This is a genomic window from Micromonospora humida, from assembly GCF_016901255.1.
Lineage (GTDB): Bacteria > Actinomycetota > Actinomycetes > Mycobacteriales > Micromonosporaceae > Micromonospora > Micromonospora wenchangensis.
The window spans coordinates 199,478-214,736 of record NZ_JAFEUC010000012.1; the positions used below are offsets into that span (position 1 = coordinate 199,478).

A 15,259-nucleotide genomic window follows, 5' to 3' on the forward strand; every position below is an offset into this window, starting at 1 on the left:
CGTCGTGCACCCCGGGCGAATTTCGCTCTGCGCGTACAGGCTGGGGTGCCGGAACACCTCCTGAGCGCGGATGGTTGGTCAAAACGACGTCGGAACGGCTCGGTACGAGGAGACACGACCTCAGCGGAGTCGGTCAGCGGCGATAGAGTAAGGAGGCACGGACGCCCGTCCCGGACGTCCGAGCACCGGCCCCGCCAAGATCTCGCAGTCGAGGCGCACGGCACGTGAGGAGCACGAGGGCATGTTCGAGCGGTTCACCGACCGAGCGCGACGGGTTGTCGTCCTGGCCCAAGAAGAGGCCCGGATGCTCAACCACAACTACATCGGTACGGAGCACATCCTGCTGGGCCTGATCCACGAGGGTGAGGGTGTGGCGGCCAAGGCCCTGGAGAGCCTCGGCATCTCCCTGGAGGGCGTCCGTCAGCAGGTCGAGGAGATCATCGGCCAGGGCCAGCAGGCGCCGAGCGGGCACATCCCGTTCACGCCCCGGGCCAAGAAGGTGCTGGAGCTGTCCCTGCGCGAGGCGCTGCAGCTCGGCCACAACTACATCGGCACCGAGCACATCCTGCTCGGGCTGATCCGCGAGGGCGAGGGCGTCGCCGCCCAGGTGCTGGTGAAGCTGGGCGCCGACCTCAACCGGGTCCGCCAGCAGGTGATCCAGCTCCTCTCCGGCTACCAGGGCAAGGAGCCGGCCGCCGCCGGCACCGCGCCGGGTGAGGCCGCGCCGTCGACCAGCCTCGTGCTGGACCAGTTCGGTCGCAACCTGACCCAGGCTGCCCGCGAGGGCAAGCTCGACCCGGTGATCGGGCGCGAGAAGGAGATCGAGCGGGTCATGCAGGTGCTGTCCCGCCGCACCAAGAACAACCCGGTCCTGATCGGTGAGCCCGGCGTCGGTAAGACCGCCGTGGTGGAGGGCCTGTCCCAGAAGATCATCAAGGGCGAGGTGCCCGAGACGCTGAAGGACAAGCAGCTCTACACCCTCGACCTCGGTGCGCTGGTCGCCGGCTCCCGCTACCGGGGTGACTTCGAGGAGCGCCTCAAGAAGGTGCTCAAGGAGATCCGCACCCGGGGCGACATCATCCTGTTCATCGACGAGATCCACACCCTGGTCGGTGCGGGTGCCGCCGAGGGCGCGATCGACGCGGCGAGCATCCTCAAGCCGATGCTGGCCCGGGGCGAGCTCCAGACCATCGGTGCGACCACCCTCGACGAATACCGCAAGCACCTGGAGAAGGACGCCGCGCTGGAGCGTCGTTTCCAGCCGATCCAGGTGGGTGAGCCGTCGCTGGCCCACACCATCGAGATCCTCAAGGGCCTGCGGGACCGCTACGAGGCGCACCACCGGGTGAGCATCACCGACGCGGCCCTCGTGGCCGCCGCGACGCTTGCCGACCGGTACATCTCCGACCGCTTCCTGCCGGACAAGGCGATCGACCTGATCGACGAGGCCGGGGCCCGGATGCGCATCCGCCGGATGACCGCGCCGCCAGACCTGCGTGACTTCGACGAGCGGATCGCCCAGGTGCGCCGCGACAAGGAGTCCGCGATCGACGCGCAGGACTTCGAGCGGGCCGCCCAGCTGCGCGACAAGGAGAAGCAGCTCCTCGGGCAGAAGGCGCAGCGGGAGAAGGAGTGGAAGGCCGGTGACCTGGACGTCGTCAGCGAGGTCGACGACGAGCAGATCGCCGAGGTGCTCGGCAACTGGACCGGTATCCCCGTCTACAAGCTGACCGAGGAGGAGACCTCCCGGCTGCTGCGGATGGAGGACGAGCTGCACAAGCGCGTCATCGGCCAGGAGGACGCGGTCAAGGCGGTATCGAAGGCGATCCGGCGTACCCGGGCCGGCCTGAAGGACCCGAAGCGGCCGTCCGGCTCGTTCATCTTCGCCGGCCCGTCCGGTGTCGGTAAGACCGAGCTGTCCAAGGCGCTCGCCGAGTTCCTGTTCGGCAGCGAGGACGCGCTGATCCAGCTGGACATGTCCGAGTTCCACGACCGCTACACGGTGTCCCGCCTGGTCGGTGCCCCTCCCGGCTACGTCGGTTACGACGAGGGTGGCCAGCTGACCGAGAAGGTGCGTCGTCGGCCGTTCTCGGTGGTGCTCTTCGACGAGATCGAAAAGGCCCACCCGGACGTGTTCAACACGCTGCTGCAGATCCTGGAGGACGGTCGGCTCACCGACGGTCAGGGCCGGATCGTGGACTTCAAGAACACGGTCATCATCCTGACCACCAACCTGGGCACCCGGGACGTCGCCAAGGCCGTCTCGCTGGGCTTCCAGCAGTCGGAGGACTCCGAGTCCACCTACGACCGGATGAAGCAGAAGGTCAACGACGAGCTCAAGCAGCACTTCCGGCCCGAGTTCCTCAACCGGATCGACGACACCATCGTCTTCCACCAGCTGCGTCAGAACGAGATCCTCTCGATCGTGGACATCATGATCCAGCGGATCGAGGGCCAGCTCCGCAACAAGGACATGGGCCTGGAACTGACCGACAACGCCAAGAAGTACCTGTCCAAGAAGGGCTTCGACCCGGTGCTGGGTGCCCGTCCGCTGCGTCGGACGATCCAGCGCGACATCGAGGACAACCTCTCCGAGCGGATCCTGTTCAACGAGCTGACCCCCGGTCAGATCGTGGTGGTGGACTGCGAGGGAGACCCGGAGGACATCGACAAGTCGAAGCTGGTCTTCCACGGCTCAGACCGTCCGGCCGAAGTGCCGGACGCCGTCCCGGCCGACCTGGGTGGCGCCGCCACCACGGGCGAGTAGGCCCCGACGGGTCGGCAGGGCATCGAGCACGAGGGCGGCGGCCCGGTGGCGTGAGCCACCGGGCCGCCGCCCTGTCTGTCCGGTGGGTCGGGCGCGGCCGGGGCCGGCCGGATGCGGTCCCGGTCAGCCGGGAAGCGGTTGGGTGACCGGCCCGTCCCCGATGAGCCGGAAGTGTTCCTCGCCGACCGGCTCCACCATGCCGTCCTTGACCAGCGCGGCGAGCGCGCGGGCCCGCTGCACGTCGTCGTGCCACACCTGGTCGAGCCGCTGGTGCGGCACCGGGCCGGTGGCCTCCCGGAGCACCCCGAGCAGCAGCCCGCGTACCTGACGGTCGGTGCCCGCGTACCGCTGGATCTTGCGGGTCGGACCCGTGGGTGCCGCCTGGCCGGACGCCCGCCAGGCGCAGATCGACTCGACCGGACAACTCGTGCAGCGTGGCGAGCGGGCGGTACAGACGATCGCCCCGAGTTCCATGAAGGCGGCGCTGGCCAGCGCGGCGGCGGCCGGCTCCACCGGCAGCAGCTCCGCGCAGGCGACCAGGTCGGCCGGGGTGGTGGCCGGGCCGGCATCCGGCGCACCGGCGACGGCCCGGGAGACGACCCGCCGGACGTTCGTGTCGACCACCGGGTGCCGCTGGCCGTAGGCGAACGCGGCGACCGCCCGCGCCGTGTACGTCCCGATGCCGGGCAGCGCCAACAACTGGTCCAGCTGGTCGGGCACCCGGCCGCCGTGCCGCTCCACGATCGCCACCGCGCACTCGCGCAGCCGTACCGCGCGACGGGGGTAGCCGAGCCGACCCCACATCCGGATCGCCTCGGCCGGGGTGTCGGCGGCGAGGGCGGCGGGATCGGGCCAGCGGGCGAGCCATGCGTGCCAGGCGGGCAGGACACGTACCACCGGGGTCTGCTGGAGCATGACCTCGCTGACCAGGATCGGCCAGGCCCCGATGCCGGGCACCCGCCAGGGCAGGTCGCGGGCGTTCTGCTCGTACCACCGGCTGACCAGGGTGGTGAAGGTGGGTTCAGTCATCGCGCCGACGATGATGTCACGCGATGGCTTCCCGCTGGTTGGGCGGGCCGGGCGGGGCGTCGCCGCGCCGTCGTGCGGATCGGGCAGAATGCCCGGATGAGCGAGCTCGCGATCACCGTCATCGGTCGGGACCGGCCCGGCATCGTGGCCGACGTCGCCGAGGTGCTGGCCGGGCTCGGCGCGAACCTCACCGACTCCACGATGACCCGGCTGCGCGGTCACTTCGCCATGACCCTGATCTGCGTCGGTCCCGCCGTCGCCGAGGTCGAGGCCGCCCTGATCCCACTGGCCGCCGACGGCCAACTCCTGGCCACCGTACGCGCGGTCACCCCGGACGGTGCGGCGACGCCGGCGGGTGAGCCGTACGTGCTGTCGGTGCACGGTGCGGACCGGATGGGCATCGTGGCCGCGATGACCCGGGTGATCGCCGAGGCGGGTGGCAACGTGACGGATCTGAGCACCCGCCTGGCCGGCACGCTCTACGTGGTGGTGGCCGAGGTGGACCTGCCCACGGGCCGCGCCGACGAGCTGGCCGGCCGACTCGCCCGAACGGCCGCCGACCTGGGGGTCGGGGTCTCCCTGCGCCCCGCCGACCCGGACCTCCTGTGAGCGCGAGGAGTGAGCGGGGTGTGCGAGCCCCGCAGTCGCGAACCGAGGTGAATCCGTGAGCGCGAGGAGTGAGCGGGGTGTGCGAGCCCCGCAGTCGCGAACCGAGGTGGCCCCGTGAGCGCGGAACCGTACCTCGGGCTCGGTGGCTGGACCCCGGCGGACCTGGGCCTGCCGGGGGAGGTGCGTCGGGTGGTCTGCGCCCCCGAGCCGGTGCTGAGCCGGCCGGGCCCGGAGGTGGACCCGACCGCCGAGGAGACGATCCGGCTCGCCGCCGACCTGGTGGCCACGATGCGGGTGTCGCCCGGCTGTGTGGGGTTGGCGGCGCCGCAGGTCGGGGTGGGGGCGCAGGTGTTCGCCGTGGATGTGACCGGGCATCCCAAGGCGGTGACGGTGCACGGCACCTTCGTGCTCTGCAACGCCCGGGTGGTGGAGGCGAGCCGGTGGAAGCCGGGTCGGGAGGGCTGCATGTCGGTGCCCGACCTGACCGGCGACGTGAAACGGGCCAGCCGGCTGGTGGTCGAGGGGGCGCTGCCCGGCAGCGGCACGGCGGTCCGGCTGGTCACCGACGGGTTCGAGGCGCGTGCCCTGCAACACGAGATCGACCACTGCGCCGGGCTGCTCTTCCTCGACCGGGTGGCGGGCGCGCACGCGGTCTACCAACGCAAGGTCTACCTGTGACCCGGCCGGTCACCACGGTGGCGACGCGGGTTCCCGGCGGGGCGGGCCGGCCGACTGTCGTCAGTGGAACGTCATTCGTCGACCGGTGGCTGATGCCCGGCGAGTCGTGGCCGGTCCACGTGCGCAGCGCCGCTACGGTGGGGGCATCATGCGTCTGACGGTCGGTCCCCTGCCTTCCGCCGTGTACTGGCGGCGTCGCGCCGTCGTACTCGGAGCGGGGCTTCTGCTCCTGGTTGTTCTGCTCTACTCGTGTGCCCGATCGGGGGACACCGGCACCAAACCCGGTGCCGGGGCCTCGTCGTCGGCTCCCGCCGCGGGTGCGGCCACACCGACGGCCGCCTCGCCGCCTGCCGGTTCCGCGTCCCCGTCGGGTGGCTCCGACGCGGCGGGCCCGCCCGCCGGGCCGACCGCCGATCCGGACACGAGCAGCGCCCCGGCCGCCGATCCGCCCGCCCCGCCGGTCAACCCGGCCCGGGCCGACGAGGGCACCTGCACCGACAGCGAGATCGCGGTGACCCCGGTGGCGCTCCCCGCCGAGGTGCGTCGGGGTGCCCCGGTCGACCTCAGCCTCAAGGTCAGGAACAAGTCCCAGCGGACCTGTAACCGGGACGTCGGCGCGGACGCCCAGGAGCTGTTCATCAAGTCCGGGGCGGAGAAGGTCTGGTCGTCGGACACCTGCGGCACCGGCCGGGGCTCCGACCCACAGACGTTCACCCCCGGCTTCGAGCGTTCCTACCAGCTCACCTGGAACGGCATGGACGCGAGCCGGTGCAGCCAGGGGGTGGCCGCGGGCCCCAACCCGCCGGCCGGCAACTACCAGGTCTTCGCCCGGGTGGGCACCAAGCTGAGCGAGCCGGTCAAGCTGGTCGTCACCGGCTGACCGGCCCGGTCAGACGTACCGTTCCAGGATGGACGCCTCGGCCAGCCGGGACAGCCCCTCCCGGACGCCCCGGGCCCGTGCGTCGCCGACGCCCTCGACGGCCTGGAGGTCCTCCACGGTCGCCCCGAGCAGCCGCTGGAGGCTGCCGAAGTGCAGCACCAGCCGGTCGACGATGGCCACCGGCAGCCGGGGCACCTTGGCCAGCAGCCGGAACCCGCGCGGGCTGACCGCCGCGTCGAGCGCGTCGGAGGCGGCCGGGTAGCCGATCGCCTTGGCGACCGCGACCAGGTCGATCAGCTCGGTCGCGCCGAGCAGGTCCAGCTCGACCAAGGCCTCGTCGAGGGTGCGTGACTTGCGGCCGGCGGGCAGGTAGTCGCGGATGACCAGGGTACGGTCGGCGTCGACCCCGGCCATCAGCTCGTCGAGTTGCAGGGCGAGCAGGCGGCCGTCGGTGCCCAGTTCGACCACGTAGCCGGCGATCTCGTCGGCGATCCGGCGGACCATCTCCAGCCGCTGCACCACGGCGACCGCGTCGCGGACGGTGACCAGATCCTCGATCTCCAGCGCGGACAGGGTGCCGGAGACCTCGTCGAGGCGGAGCTTGTACCGCTCCAGGGTGGCCAGGGCCTGGTTGGCCCGGGAGAGGATCGCCGCCGAGTCGTCGAGCACGTGCCGCTGCCCGTTGACGTAGAGGCTGATGATCCGCATCGACTGGCTGACCGAGATGACCGGGTAGCCGGTCTGCCGGGCCACCCGCTCGGCGGTGCGGTGCCGGGTGCCGGACTCCTCGGTCGGGATGGACGGGTCGGGCATCAGGTGCACCCCGGCCTGCACGATCCGGGTGCCGTCGCTGGAGAGCACCACCGCGCCGTCCATCTTGCACAGCTCACGGACCCGGGTGGCGGAGAACTCGACGTCCATCGGGAAGCCACCGGTGCAGATTCCGTCGACGACCTTGTCGTAGCCGAGGACGATCAGTGCGCCCGTGCGACCGCGCAGGATGCGTTCGAGCCCGTCGCGCAACGCGGTGCCGGGTGCCATCAGGGCGAGGTTGGCCCGTAGCGGATCACCGGCGCTGCCGGTGGCTCCGGCCACGCTCACGCTGATCGGACGGGTGGGCGAGCCCACGGCGGCGGCGCGGGTGTGGGGCGTCGCGCCGGCAGGCTTGGCGGCGTCGCGGTCGGTCGGCACGCGCACAGTCTACGGACTGCCCTGCGGTGGGTGCTCTCGTGGTTACTGTGATGTGTCACGGCGTCGGATGCCTCCCCCCGGTCGGGCCTGCCGGACGTCGACCGGTATGGCCCGACCGGTCCCCCGCCGTCGCGACCCTCGGTCACTCCGCGGATGCGCGGGCGACAGCCTGGAGCGCCGACCGGACGTCCGTGACCTCGGTCACCCGCATGGTGTCCGGGCCGGCGCCGGTGCTCTCGGGGCCGCACCCGGGCGGCACCAGGGCCATCCGGAAGCCGAGCCGGGCCGCCTCGGCGAGCCGGCGGGGGACCGCGCCGACCCGGCGCACCTCGCCGGTCAGCCCGACCTCGCCGATCGCCACCAGGTGCGGCGCGATGGCCAGGTTGAGCCCGCCGGAGGCGACCGCCAGCGCGACCGCGAGATCGGCGGCCGGCTCGACGACCCGGATGCCGCCGACGGTGGCCGCGAAGACCTCCCGGTCGTGCAGGGTGAGCCGTTCGGTACGGCGTTGCAGCACTGCCAGCACCATGGCCAGCCGGGCCCCGTCGAGCCCCGAGACGGTACGCCGGGGCGAGCCGGCCACCGTCGCGCCGATCAGGGCCTGCACCTCGGTCAGCAGCGCCCGCCGCCCCTCCATCGCCACCGTGACGCAGGTGCCCGGGACCGGCTCGGAGTAGCGGGTGAGGAAGAGCCCGGACGGGTCGGCCAGGCTGCTGATGCCCCCCTCGTGCATCTCGAAGCAGCCGACCTCGTCGGCCGCGCCGAACCGGTTCTTGACGCCCCGGACCATCCGCAGCGAGGAGTGCTTGTCCCCCTCGAAGTGCAGCACGACGTCGACCAGGTGTTCCAGCACGCGGGGGCCGGCGACCTGACCGTCCTTGGTGACGTGACCGACCAGCACGGTGGCGATGCCGCGTTCCTTGGCGACCGCGACCAGGGCGGCGGTGACGGCCCGGACCTGGGTGACCCCGCCCTGCACCCCTTCGCTGCCGGTGGTGGAGATGGTCTGCACCGAGTCGAGGACGAGCAGGCCCGGCTTGACCGCGTCGAGGTGCCCCAGGACGGCGCTCAGGTCGCTCTCGGCGGCCAGCCAGAGCTGTTCGTGCAGGGCACCCATCCGCTCGGCGCGCAACCGGACCTGGCTGACCGACTCCTCGCCGCTGACCACCAGCGACGGGCTGCCGGCGGTGGCCGCCCACTGCTGCGCCACGTCGAGCAGCAGGGTGGACTTGCCGACCCCCGGCTCACCGGCGAGCAGGACCACCGCGCCGGGGACCAGGCCGCCGCCGAGGACCCGGTCGAGTTCGCTGACCCCGGTGGGGCGGGCGCGGGCCGGCGCGGCGCTGATCGTGGCGATCGGCCGGGCCGGCTCGGCCGGCATCCGGGAGCTGACCACCCGGCCGGAGACGACCGGCCCGGTGACGGTGGACTCGACCACCGAACCCCACTCGCCGCACTCCGGGCACCGCCCGACCCACTTGGGCGGCTGGTGGCCGCAGGCGTCGCACGCGTAGGCGGGGCGGGGTTCGCGGGCGGCCCGGCCCCGGGACGCGCCGGACGCGCCACGGGCGGGAGTCGATCGGGGGGTGGTCACCCCAGGACGCTAACCCTCACCGGTGACGAAAACACCGCCGGCGTGGTCGTCGCCACGCCGGCGGTGCCGGTGTCTCGCTCGCGGGGTCAGCCGCCGTGGCCGGAGCTGCCCTCCTGGCCGCTCTCCTCGCCACCCTCGCGGTGCACGATCGGGGAGGACTGGGGCGCCGGGCTCAGCGGCACCCCGACCGGGACCGGGGTGCTGACGGTACGGCCGTCGCCGAAGTCGAAGGTCAGGTTGACCTGCTGACCGGTGCGCAGTGCCCCGTTCAGCCCGACGAGCTGGAGGTGCTGGCCGTTCTGCACGTTGAGCTGCACGTACCCGAGGGCCGGGATCTCGATCCGGGCCGGCTGACCGGCCGGCGCCGACGGGGAGGCGCCCTCGGAGGGGGAAGCGCCCTCGGACGGCGAGGCGCTGCCCGACGGCGAGGCGCCCTCGGACGGCGACGCGCCCTCGGCCGGCGAGGCGCTGCCCGACGGCGAGGCGCCCTCGGACGGCGACGCGCTCCCGGACGGCGAGCCGCTCTCCGAGGGGGAGGCGGAGCCGGAGGGGCTGGCCGAGCCGGCGGCCCCGGTGAGCACGATCTGCCGGGCGCTGTCGGTGGTGACGGTGACGGTGACCGGGTCCCGGGTGTCGTTGTAGATCACGGCGTTGAGCGCGGCGTTCGCCCCGGCGGTGAGACCGTCCTCACCCGGGTAGTCGACGTAGAGGCCACGCACCTTGTACGCGTTGTCCGACGTCTGGACGTTGACCCCCTGGACCGACGGCTGCTTGTTGGCGGTCTCGGACACCTGGCCCGCCCCGCAGCCCGTCGCCAGCAGGGCGGTCGCCCCCGCCAGGCCGGACAGCAGCAGGGTGGCCCGCCGGGAACCCCTGATCGAGCGCGTCACGTCGGTCCTCCTCGTCACGATCCCCACCCGGTGCGTGCCCCGGGCGCGGGGTGGTCATACCCGCGCAGACCGCGCTCCAGGGTAGTTGGGGCTGATCGAGGGCCGCACACGGACCCGGTGCCGCCACCCGGGCGGGTGCCGGTCAGACCACCCGACCGCTCGCCACCAGCAGCAGCACATCGATCAGGGCCACCACCAGTACCGCCCGGAAGGCGGCCACCGAGCGGCCGTCGCGCCGGGTGGCGGCCCTGCCCGCGTACCAGCCGACGGCCGGCACCGCGACGGCCGCCGCGACCGCCGACCAGCCGACCCACGACGGCGGCCCGGGTGGCCCGAGGACCAGGGCGACGGTGGCGGCGAGCAGCAGCCCGGCGGCGGCCAGCCGGCTGCCGGTGGCACCGAGGCGGTGCGGCAGCCCGCGTACCCCGGTCCGGGCGTCGTCGGCCAGGTCGGGCAGCACGTTGGCGAAGTGCGCCCCCGCGCCCAGGCAGGCTGCCGCGACGACCAGCCAGAGCGGCGGCGTGGGCGCCCCCGGCAGGGCGAGCACCACGAACGCGGGCAGCGAGCCGAAGGAGACCGCGTACGGCAGGACCGAGACCGGGGTGGACTTCAGCGGCCAGTCGTAGAGCAGCGCCGAGACCAGGCCCACGGTGTAGCAGAGCGCGGCGACCGGGGTGGTGGTCAGCGCCAGCAGCGGGGTGGCGAGCGCGGCCAGCACGGCGGCCACCAGCACGGTGCGGCGGCCCACCGCCCCCGCGGCGACCGGCTTGTCGGTACGCCCCACCGTGGCGTCCCGCCCGGCGTCCACCGCGTCGTTGGCCCAGCCGACGGCGAGCTGGCTGGACAGCACGGTGAGCACCACGGCGACCGTCCCGGCCGGACGGTGACCGACCGCGACGGCGAGCAGCCCGGCCACCGTGGTCACGGCCAGGCCCGGTTCCGGATGACTCGCTTTGACCAGCCCTAACACCGTCCGCCACATAAGGGAAGTCTGGTCGTTACCGGCCGGTCGTGCCACGCTCGATGCCATGGGTCACGGTCCGGTGTCCGACGGTGTACGCGTGCTGCCCCCCAACGATCCCCGCCAGTACGACGACCTGGCCGGCGAGTGGTGGCGGCCCGACGGCGCGTTCGCGATGCTGCACTGGCTGGCCCGGGCCCGTGCCGCCCTGGTACCACCGGCGTCCCGGCCCGACGCGGTCCTGGTCGACCTGGGCTGCGGCGCCGGGCTGATGGCGCCCCACCTGGCCGGCAAGGGTTACCGGCACGTCGGGGTGGACCTCACCAGGTCGGCCCTGGAACAGGCGGCGGCGCACGGCGTCACCGCGCTGGCCGGTGACGTCACGGCGGTGCCGCTCGCCGACGGGTGCGCCGACGTGGTGGCGGCCGGCGAGGTGCTGGAGCACGTGCCCGACTGGCGGGCGGCGGTCGCCGAGGCGTGCCGGCTGCTGCGCCCCGGCGGGCTGCTAGTGCTGGACACCCTCAACGACACGCTGCTGGCCCGGCTGGTCGCGGTGGAGCTGGGTGAACGCCTGCCCACCGTGCCCCGGGGCATCCACGACCCACGGTTGTTCGTGGACGACCGGGCGCTGGTCGTCGAGTGCGCCAGGCACGGCGTCACCCTGCGGGTGCGGGGGGTCCGGCCGGGGCTGCGGGCGACGCTGGGCTGGCTGGTGCGGCGTTCCCGTGGGGGTGCCGCCCGTGACGTCTCCCACGACGGGCCCGTGATCCGCCCGACCTGGTCGACGGCGGTGCTCTACCAGGGCCGGGGGGTCCGGCACGGCTAACCGCCCCGGTCAGGGGTACCAGGAACACCCAGGAAGGGGTCGGTATGACTGTGGACGCACCGGCGGTGGCCCGTCGGTTGGCACCGAGGTTCGCCGCCCGCGCCGCCGGGCACGACCGGGACGGCACGTTCCCGGTCGACGACTTCGCCGACCTGCGGGGGTCCGGGCTGTTCGGGCTGATGGTCCCAGCCGCGCTGGGCGGCGCGGGAGCCTCCTTCGCCCGGTACGCGGCGGTCGCCACCGAACTGGCCCGGGGCAACGGCGCGACCGCGCTGGTGTTCAACATGCACGCCTCGGTCACCGGCGCGCTCGGCGCGGTGACCGAGGAACTGGCCGAGGCGCTGGGCGTACCGGACGAGGCGCTGGCCGCCCGGGACCGGCTGCTGCGCGCGGCGGCCGAGGGCGCCTGGTACGCGGTGGCGATGAGCGAACGTGGCGCGGGGGCCCGGCTGTCCCGGCTCAGCACGGTCTACGAAGCGGTCGACGGCGGCTGGCGGATCAAGGGGAGCAAGACCTTCTGCTCCGGGGCCGGGCATGCCGACGGCTACCTGGTGGCCGCCCGCAGCGCCGCCGACCCCTCGCTGGTCTCCCAGTTCCTGGTGCCCGCCGGCACGGGGGTGACGGTGGAGCCGACCTGGGACGCCCTGGGCATGCGGGCCACCTCGTCGCACGACCTGCACCTGGACGTGACGGTGCCGGCGGACCGGCTGCTCGGTGGCGTGGAGGGGCTGGCCCTGGTGGTCGCCCAGCTCATGCCGCACTGGCTGGTGGCGAGCTACGCCGCCGTCTACGTGGGGGTCGCCCGGGCGGCGGTGGACGCCGCCGCCGAGCACCTCACCGCGCGGGGCCTCGGCGGTCTGCCGGCGGTCCGGGCCCGGCTCGGCCGGGCGGACGCGGCGGTGGCGGCGGCGGAGCTGGTGGTGGCCGAGGCGGCCCGCCGGGTCGACGACGCGCCCGGCGACGCCGAGACGAACCGGTGGGTGTGGCGGGCGAAGCTGCTCGCCGGCACCACGGCGGCGGAGGTGGCGGCGTCCATGCTGGAGGCGGCCGGGACGTCGGCTACCCGCCGGGGGCATCCACTGGAACGGCTCTACCGGGACGCCCGCTGCGGCTCGCTGCATCCGGCGACCTCGGACGTGTGCGCCGACTGGCTCGGGGTGGCGGTGCTCGGGGGTGACCCGGACCGCGACGGAACGGCCCCTCGTTGGTGAGGGTGACGGGGGTCGGGGCGACCACCGGACGGGCAGTGCGGACGAGAGGCGGGGACAGATGGCTGTGCCGTTGATCGCGGGGCTGGGGGCGGCACACCCGCCCGGCGCCGCCCAGGACGAACTCTGGACGGGCTACTTCGCGAAGCACTTCTCGGGTCCCACCCGGGCACTGGCCGAGCGGATCTTCGCCAACTCGGGGGTGTCCCACCGGCAGGCGGCGGTCAACCCGCTGCTGGAGGACGTCTCCGACTGGCCGACCGACCGACGGATGCGGCGTTACCAGGTGGAGGCGCTGCCGCTGGGCAAGGAGGCGATCGGCCGGGCGTTGACCGCCGCCGGCCTCGCCGCCGGTGACCTCGGGTTGTTCGTGGTCTGCTCCTGCACCGGTTACGCCACCCCCGGGCTGGACATCCTCCTCGCCCGGGACCTGGGCATGGCCCCGGACTGCCAGCGGATGTTCGTCGGGCACATGGGCTGTTACGCGGCCCTGCCGGGGTTGGGCGCGGCGGGTGACTTCGTGACCGCGCGGGGCCGGCCGGCGCTGCTGCTCTGCGCCGAGTTGACCAGCCTGCACATCCAGCCGTCCTCGGCCCGGATGGACACCCAGCAGATCGTCTCGCACGCCCTCTTCTCCGACGCCGCGGTCGCCACCGTGCTGGTCCCCGGCACCGACACCACCGGCCGGGGGTACGCGCTGCGCGAGGTCGCCTCGGTGACCGACACGTCCACCGCCGACCACATGACCTGGGACGTCACCGACACCGGCTTCCGGATGGGCCTGTCGCCGAAGGTCCCGCAGGTGCTCTCGGCGCACGTCCGGGGTCTGGTGGACGGCCTGCTGGCCCGGCACGGCACGACGGTCGCCGAGGTGGACGGCTGGGCGGTGCACCCGGGCGGTCCGCGCATCCTCAACGTGGTGGAGCGGGAGCTGGCCCTGCCCGACGACGCGTTGGCGGCCTCCCGGGCGGTGCTGGACGCGCACGGCAACTGTTCGTCGCCCACGGTGCTGCTGATCCTGGAGCGGCTGCTGGGGGCGGCGGCTCCGCCCCGGTGGATCGTGCTGCTCGCCTTCGGCCCGGGACTGACCCTCTACGCGGCCCTGCTCGAACGCCGCTCCTGAGCCTCGTCCACCCACCACCGCAGTCCGGCCTGAACCACTTCCGGCCGGCGGCGGTCCGGGCCGGCCGGGAGCGCTCGCAGTGAGGTGGACGACCTGGTCAGGGCGGGTGTGGTCGGCGCTGCGCCGAGCGCCGCCGTCGGCTGCTGGTTACCCTCGCCGGGTGGGGGTCGAGAGGGTCGGCGGTGATCGGCTGCGTGGTGCGGTGCTGGCCGGCGTGGCCCTGCTCGCCCTGGTCGGGGGCGGCTGGTGGTGGTCGGCCACCGCCCCGGCGGTCGACCCGGTGGGCTCGGCGGCGACGGGGTCACCGCAGCCGTCGGCCGGCGCGGAGGCCACCCGGCGGGTGGTGGTGATCGACGTTCGCACCGGGCGGGTGCTGGGCGCGACCGAGCTGCCCGGGACCTCCGGCGACCCGGACGTGGGGCTGCCGACGTTCACCGACACCACCTGGCGGGAGCGGATGACCCTGGTGTCCGGCCGGGCGCCGGTACGCCGGGAGTCGGCCCCGGACGGCGCACGGCACCTCTTCCAGTACCGCTGCTCGGGCGACGGGACGCTGCTGGTCTCGGTGCTGCACGACGACCCGCCGCAGCACCGGCGGACGGCCTGCGACGGCGAACTGGTCGCCTGGGAGCTGCGCGGCCCGGACGGCGGCACCCGGTTGGAGTTCTCGGTGGTCGGGCCGGGCTCGGTCGAGCTGGAGGCGCAGGTCGTCGCGGTGCCCTGAGCGGCCCGGTTCAGCCGCCGAGCCGGATCAGGTCGCCCCGGTAGTCGGCGGCGGCACCCAGCTCGGGCAGTACCCGGACGACCGTGCCGGCCCGGTCCACCAGCAGCGCCGGGGCGGCACCGGCCTGGGCGGGCAGGTGCAACGCGGCGCGTAGCTCGCCGGCGGGGTCGGCGAGGGCGCGGACCGGTCCGCCGACCGGTGGCGCGGGGGTGACCTGCCGTCCGGCGGCGACGCTCACCACCTGCACCCCGTCCGGGGCGGCGCTGGCGGCGGCGGCCACCTGTTCGGCGCAGGCACAGCCGTCGACCAGGATGATCATCGCGGGCAGCAGGCCGCGCAGCGGGACCGGCCGCTGGTCGACGTCGACCAGGTCCAGTGCGGGCAGCGACCGCCCGACCAGCGGCACCGACGTGCCCGTCTGCGGCAGGACGGTGGGTCGTTCGGTGCCCCGGGACGACCGGGGCCAGGTGACGGTGACCAGGCCGACGGTGGTGGTGAGCACGGCCACCAGGAGTATCAGCAGGGGTAGCCCGAGCGGTGGCCGCCCGTCGGGGCGCGTGGTCAACCCCAGCCGGCGTCGCCACCGGCCGGACCGGGCCTGCCGGCGCAGCTCGCGGCGGAGCTGGGCGGCCTCCTCGGCGAGCGCCGACGCGTCGTCCGGCACCACCACCCGCCCCCACTCCGGTGGCAGGTCGGGCAGTCCGTGTCCCTCGGCGTCGGGCATGCCCATCGGACCCCCCGGGTCAGCGGTGCGGCGAGCGTGTGCGGTACCCCTCCAG

At 73.9% G+C, this 15,259-nt stretch carries 14 protein-coding genes; 8 read left to right on the forward strand and 6 right to left on the reverse strand.

Translation table 11 applies throughout. From position 1 onward, the window contains the following. Window positions 1-241: 241 nt before the first annotated feature. On the forward strand, window positions 242-2,767 hold the full coding sequence (locus JQX11_RS23380; protein ID WP_204927105.1) for an ATP-dependent Clp protease ATP-binding subunit: 2,526 nt from the start codon (window positions 242-244) through the stop codon (window positions 2,765-2,767). 123 nt (window positions 2,768-2,890) lie between these two features. On the opposite strand, the gene JQX11_RS23385 is transcribed toward JQX11_RS23380, so the two are convergent. Beyond that, the gene (locus tag JQX11_RS23385) at window positions 2,891-3,796 is read right to left on the reverse strand and encodes an iron-sulfur binding domain-containing protein (protein WP_204927106.1); all 906 of its coding nucleotides are present in this window, start codon (window positions 3,794-3,796) and stop codon (window positions 2,891-2,893) included. A gap of 96 nt (window positions 3,797-3,892) precedes the next feature. Here JQX11_RS23385 and JQX11_RS23390 point away from each other — a divergent pair, with 96 nt between their 5' ends. The 3 genes from JQX11_RS23390 (at window position 3,893) to JQX11_RS23400 (ending at window position 5,963) form a co-directional block, all read left to right on the forward strand. Beyond that, a complete protein-coding gene (locus tag JQX11_RS23390; protein WP_204927107.1) occupies window positions 3,893-4,405 on the forward strand; it encodes a glycine cleavage system transcriptional repressor in 513 nt (170 codons plus the stop codon). Window positions 4,406-4,519: 114 nt separating this feature from the next. Then, window positions 4,520-5,083: a peptide deformylase gene (locus JQX11_RS23395; RefSeq protein ID WP_204927108.1), complete on the forward strand. Its 564-nt coding sequence runs from the start codon at window positions 4,520-4,522 to the stop codon at window positions 5,081-5,083. Between the two features lie 148 nt (window positions 5,084-5,231). After that, window positions 5,232-5,963, forward strand: coding sequence for a hypothetical protein (locus tag JQX11_RS23400; protein WP_204927109.1), 732 nt, complete (start codon window positions 5,232-5,234; stop codon window positions 5,961-5,963). A 9-nt stretch (window positions 5,964-5,972) separates the two neighbouring features. Here JQX11_RS23400 and disA read toward each other — a convergent pair whose 3' ends face one another. The 4 genes from disA to JQX11_RS23420 form a co-directional block, all read right to left on the reverse strand. Next, the gene (gene disA, locus JQX11_RS23405) at window positions 5,973-7,154 is read right to left on the reverse strand and encodes a DNA integrity scanning diadenylate cyclase DisA (protein ID WP_088643288.1); all 1,182 of its coding nucleotides are present in this window, start codon (window positions 7,152-7,154) and stop codon (window positions 5,973-5,975) included. A gap of 142 nt (window positions 7,155-7,296) precedes the next feature. Then, window positions 7,297-8,748 (reverse strand): DNA repair protein RadA, encoded by a 1,452-nt coding sequence (gene radA / locus JQX11_RS23410; RefSeq protein ID WP_204927110.1) that lies wholly within the window; start codon window positions 8,746-8,748, stop codon window positions 7,297-7,299. Window positions 8,749-8,834: 86 nt separating this feature from the next. Then, the gene (locus tag JQX11_RS23415) at window positions 8,835-9,638 is read right to left on the reverse strand and encodes a copper chaperone PCu(A)C domain-containing protein (protein WP_204927111.1); all 804 of its coding nucleotides are present in this window, start codon (window positions 9,636-9,638) and stop codon (window positions 8,835-8,837) included. A gap of 142 nt (window positions 9,639-9,780) precedes the next feature. After that, on the reverse strand, window positions 9,781-10,668 hold the full coding sequence (locus tag JQX11_RS23420) for a UbiA family prenyltransferase (RefSeq protein ID WP_372444625.1): 888 nt from the start codon (window positions 10,666-10,668) through the stop codon (window positions 9,781-9,783). Between JQX11_RS23420 and JQX11_RS23425 the strand changes: the two genes are divergently transcribed. From JQX11_RS23425 to JQX11_RS23440, 4 genes are all read left to right on the forward strand, one after another. Further along, the gene (locus JQX11_RS23425) at window positions 10,667-11,425 is read left to right on the forward strand and encodes a methyltransferase domain-containing protein (RefSeq protein WP_204927113.1); all 759 of its coding nucleotides are present in this window, start codon (window positions 10,667-10,669) and stop codon (window positions 11,423-11,425) included. The two genes, JQX11_RS23420 and JQX11_RS23425, sit on opposite strands and share 2 nt — an antisense overlap. 44 nt (window positions 11,426-11,469) lie before the next feature. Continuing rightward, window positions 11,470-12,636 (forward strand): acyl-CoA dehydrogenase family protein, encoded by a 1,167-nt coding sequence (locus tag JQX11_RS23430; protein ID WP_204927114.1) that lies wholly within the window; start codon window positions 11,470-11,472, stop codon window positions 12,634-12,636. A gap of 58 nt (window positions 12,637-12,694) precedes the next feature. Further along, window positions 12,695-13,756: a type III polyketide synthase gene (locus JQX11_RS23435; RefSeq protein ID WP_204927115.1), complete on the forward strand. Its 1,062-nt coding sequence runs from the start codon at window positions 12,695-12,697 to the stop codon at window positions 13,754-13,756. A gap of 160 nt (window positions 13,757-13,916) precedes the next feature. Next, window positions 13,917-14,480: a hypothetical protein gene (locus JQX11_RS23440; protein ID WP_204927116.1), complete on the forward strand. Its 564-nt coding sequence runs from the start codon at window positions 13,917-13,919 to the stop codon at window positions 14,478-14,480. A gap of 10 nt (window positions 14,481-14,490) precedes the next feature. Here the strand turns inward: JQX11_RS23440 and JQX11_RS23445 are convergent, their stop codons facing one another. Further along, window positions 14,491-15,210, reverse strand: a complete 720-nt coding sequence (locus JQX11_RS23445) for a hypothetical protein (RefSeq protein ID WP_204927117.1) — start codon at window positions 15,208-15,210, stop codon at window positions 14,491-14,493. Window positions 15,211-15,259 lie beyond the last annotated feature (49 nt).

Excerpts from the sequence above, each read along its gene's own strand:
- JQX11_RS23445 (WP_204927117.1), bottom strand. The coding sequence starts at position 15,210 with ATGGGCATGCCCGACGCCGAGGGACACGGACTGCCCGACCTGCCACCG.
- JQX11_RS23425 (WP_204927113.1), top strand. The coding sequence starts at position 10,667 with ATGGGTCACGGTCCGGTGTCCGACGGTGTACGCGTGCTGCCCCCCAAC.
- JQX11_RS23385 (WP_204927106.1), bottom strand. The coding sequence starts at position 3,796 with ATGACTGAACCCACCTTCACCACCCTGGTCAGCCGGTGGTACGAGCAG.
- JQX11_RS23380 (WP_204927105.1), top strand. The coding sequence starts at position 242 with ATGTTCGAGCGGTTCACCGACCGAGCGCGACGGGTTGTCGTCCTGGCC.
- JQX11_RS23435 (WP_204927115.1), top strand. The coding sequence starts at position 12,695 with ATGGCTGTGCCGTTGATCGCGGGGCTGGGGGCGGCACACCCGCCCGGC.
- JQX11_RS23420 (WP_372444625.1), bottom strand. The coding sequence starts at position 10,668 with ATGGCATCGAGCGTGGCACGACCGGCCGGTAACGACCAGACTTCCCTT.
- JQX11_RS23390 (WP_204927107.1), top strand. The coding sequence starts at position 3,893 with ATGAGCGAGCTCGCGATCACCGTCATCGGTCGGGACCGGCCCGGCATC.
- JQX11_RS23430 (WP_204927114.1), top strand. The coding sequence starts at position 11,470 with ATGACTGTGGACGCACCGGCGGTGGCCCGTCGGTTGGCACCGAGGTTC.
- JQX11_RS23400 (WP_204927109.1), top strand. The coding sequence starts at position 5,232 with ATGCGTCTGACGGTCGGTCCCCTGCCTTCCGCCGTGTACTGGCGGCGT.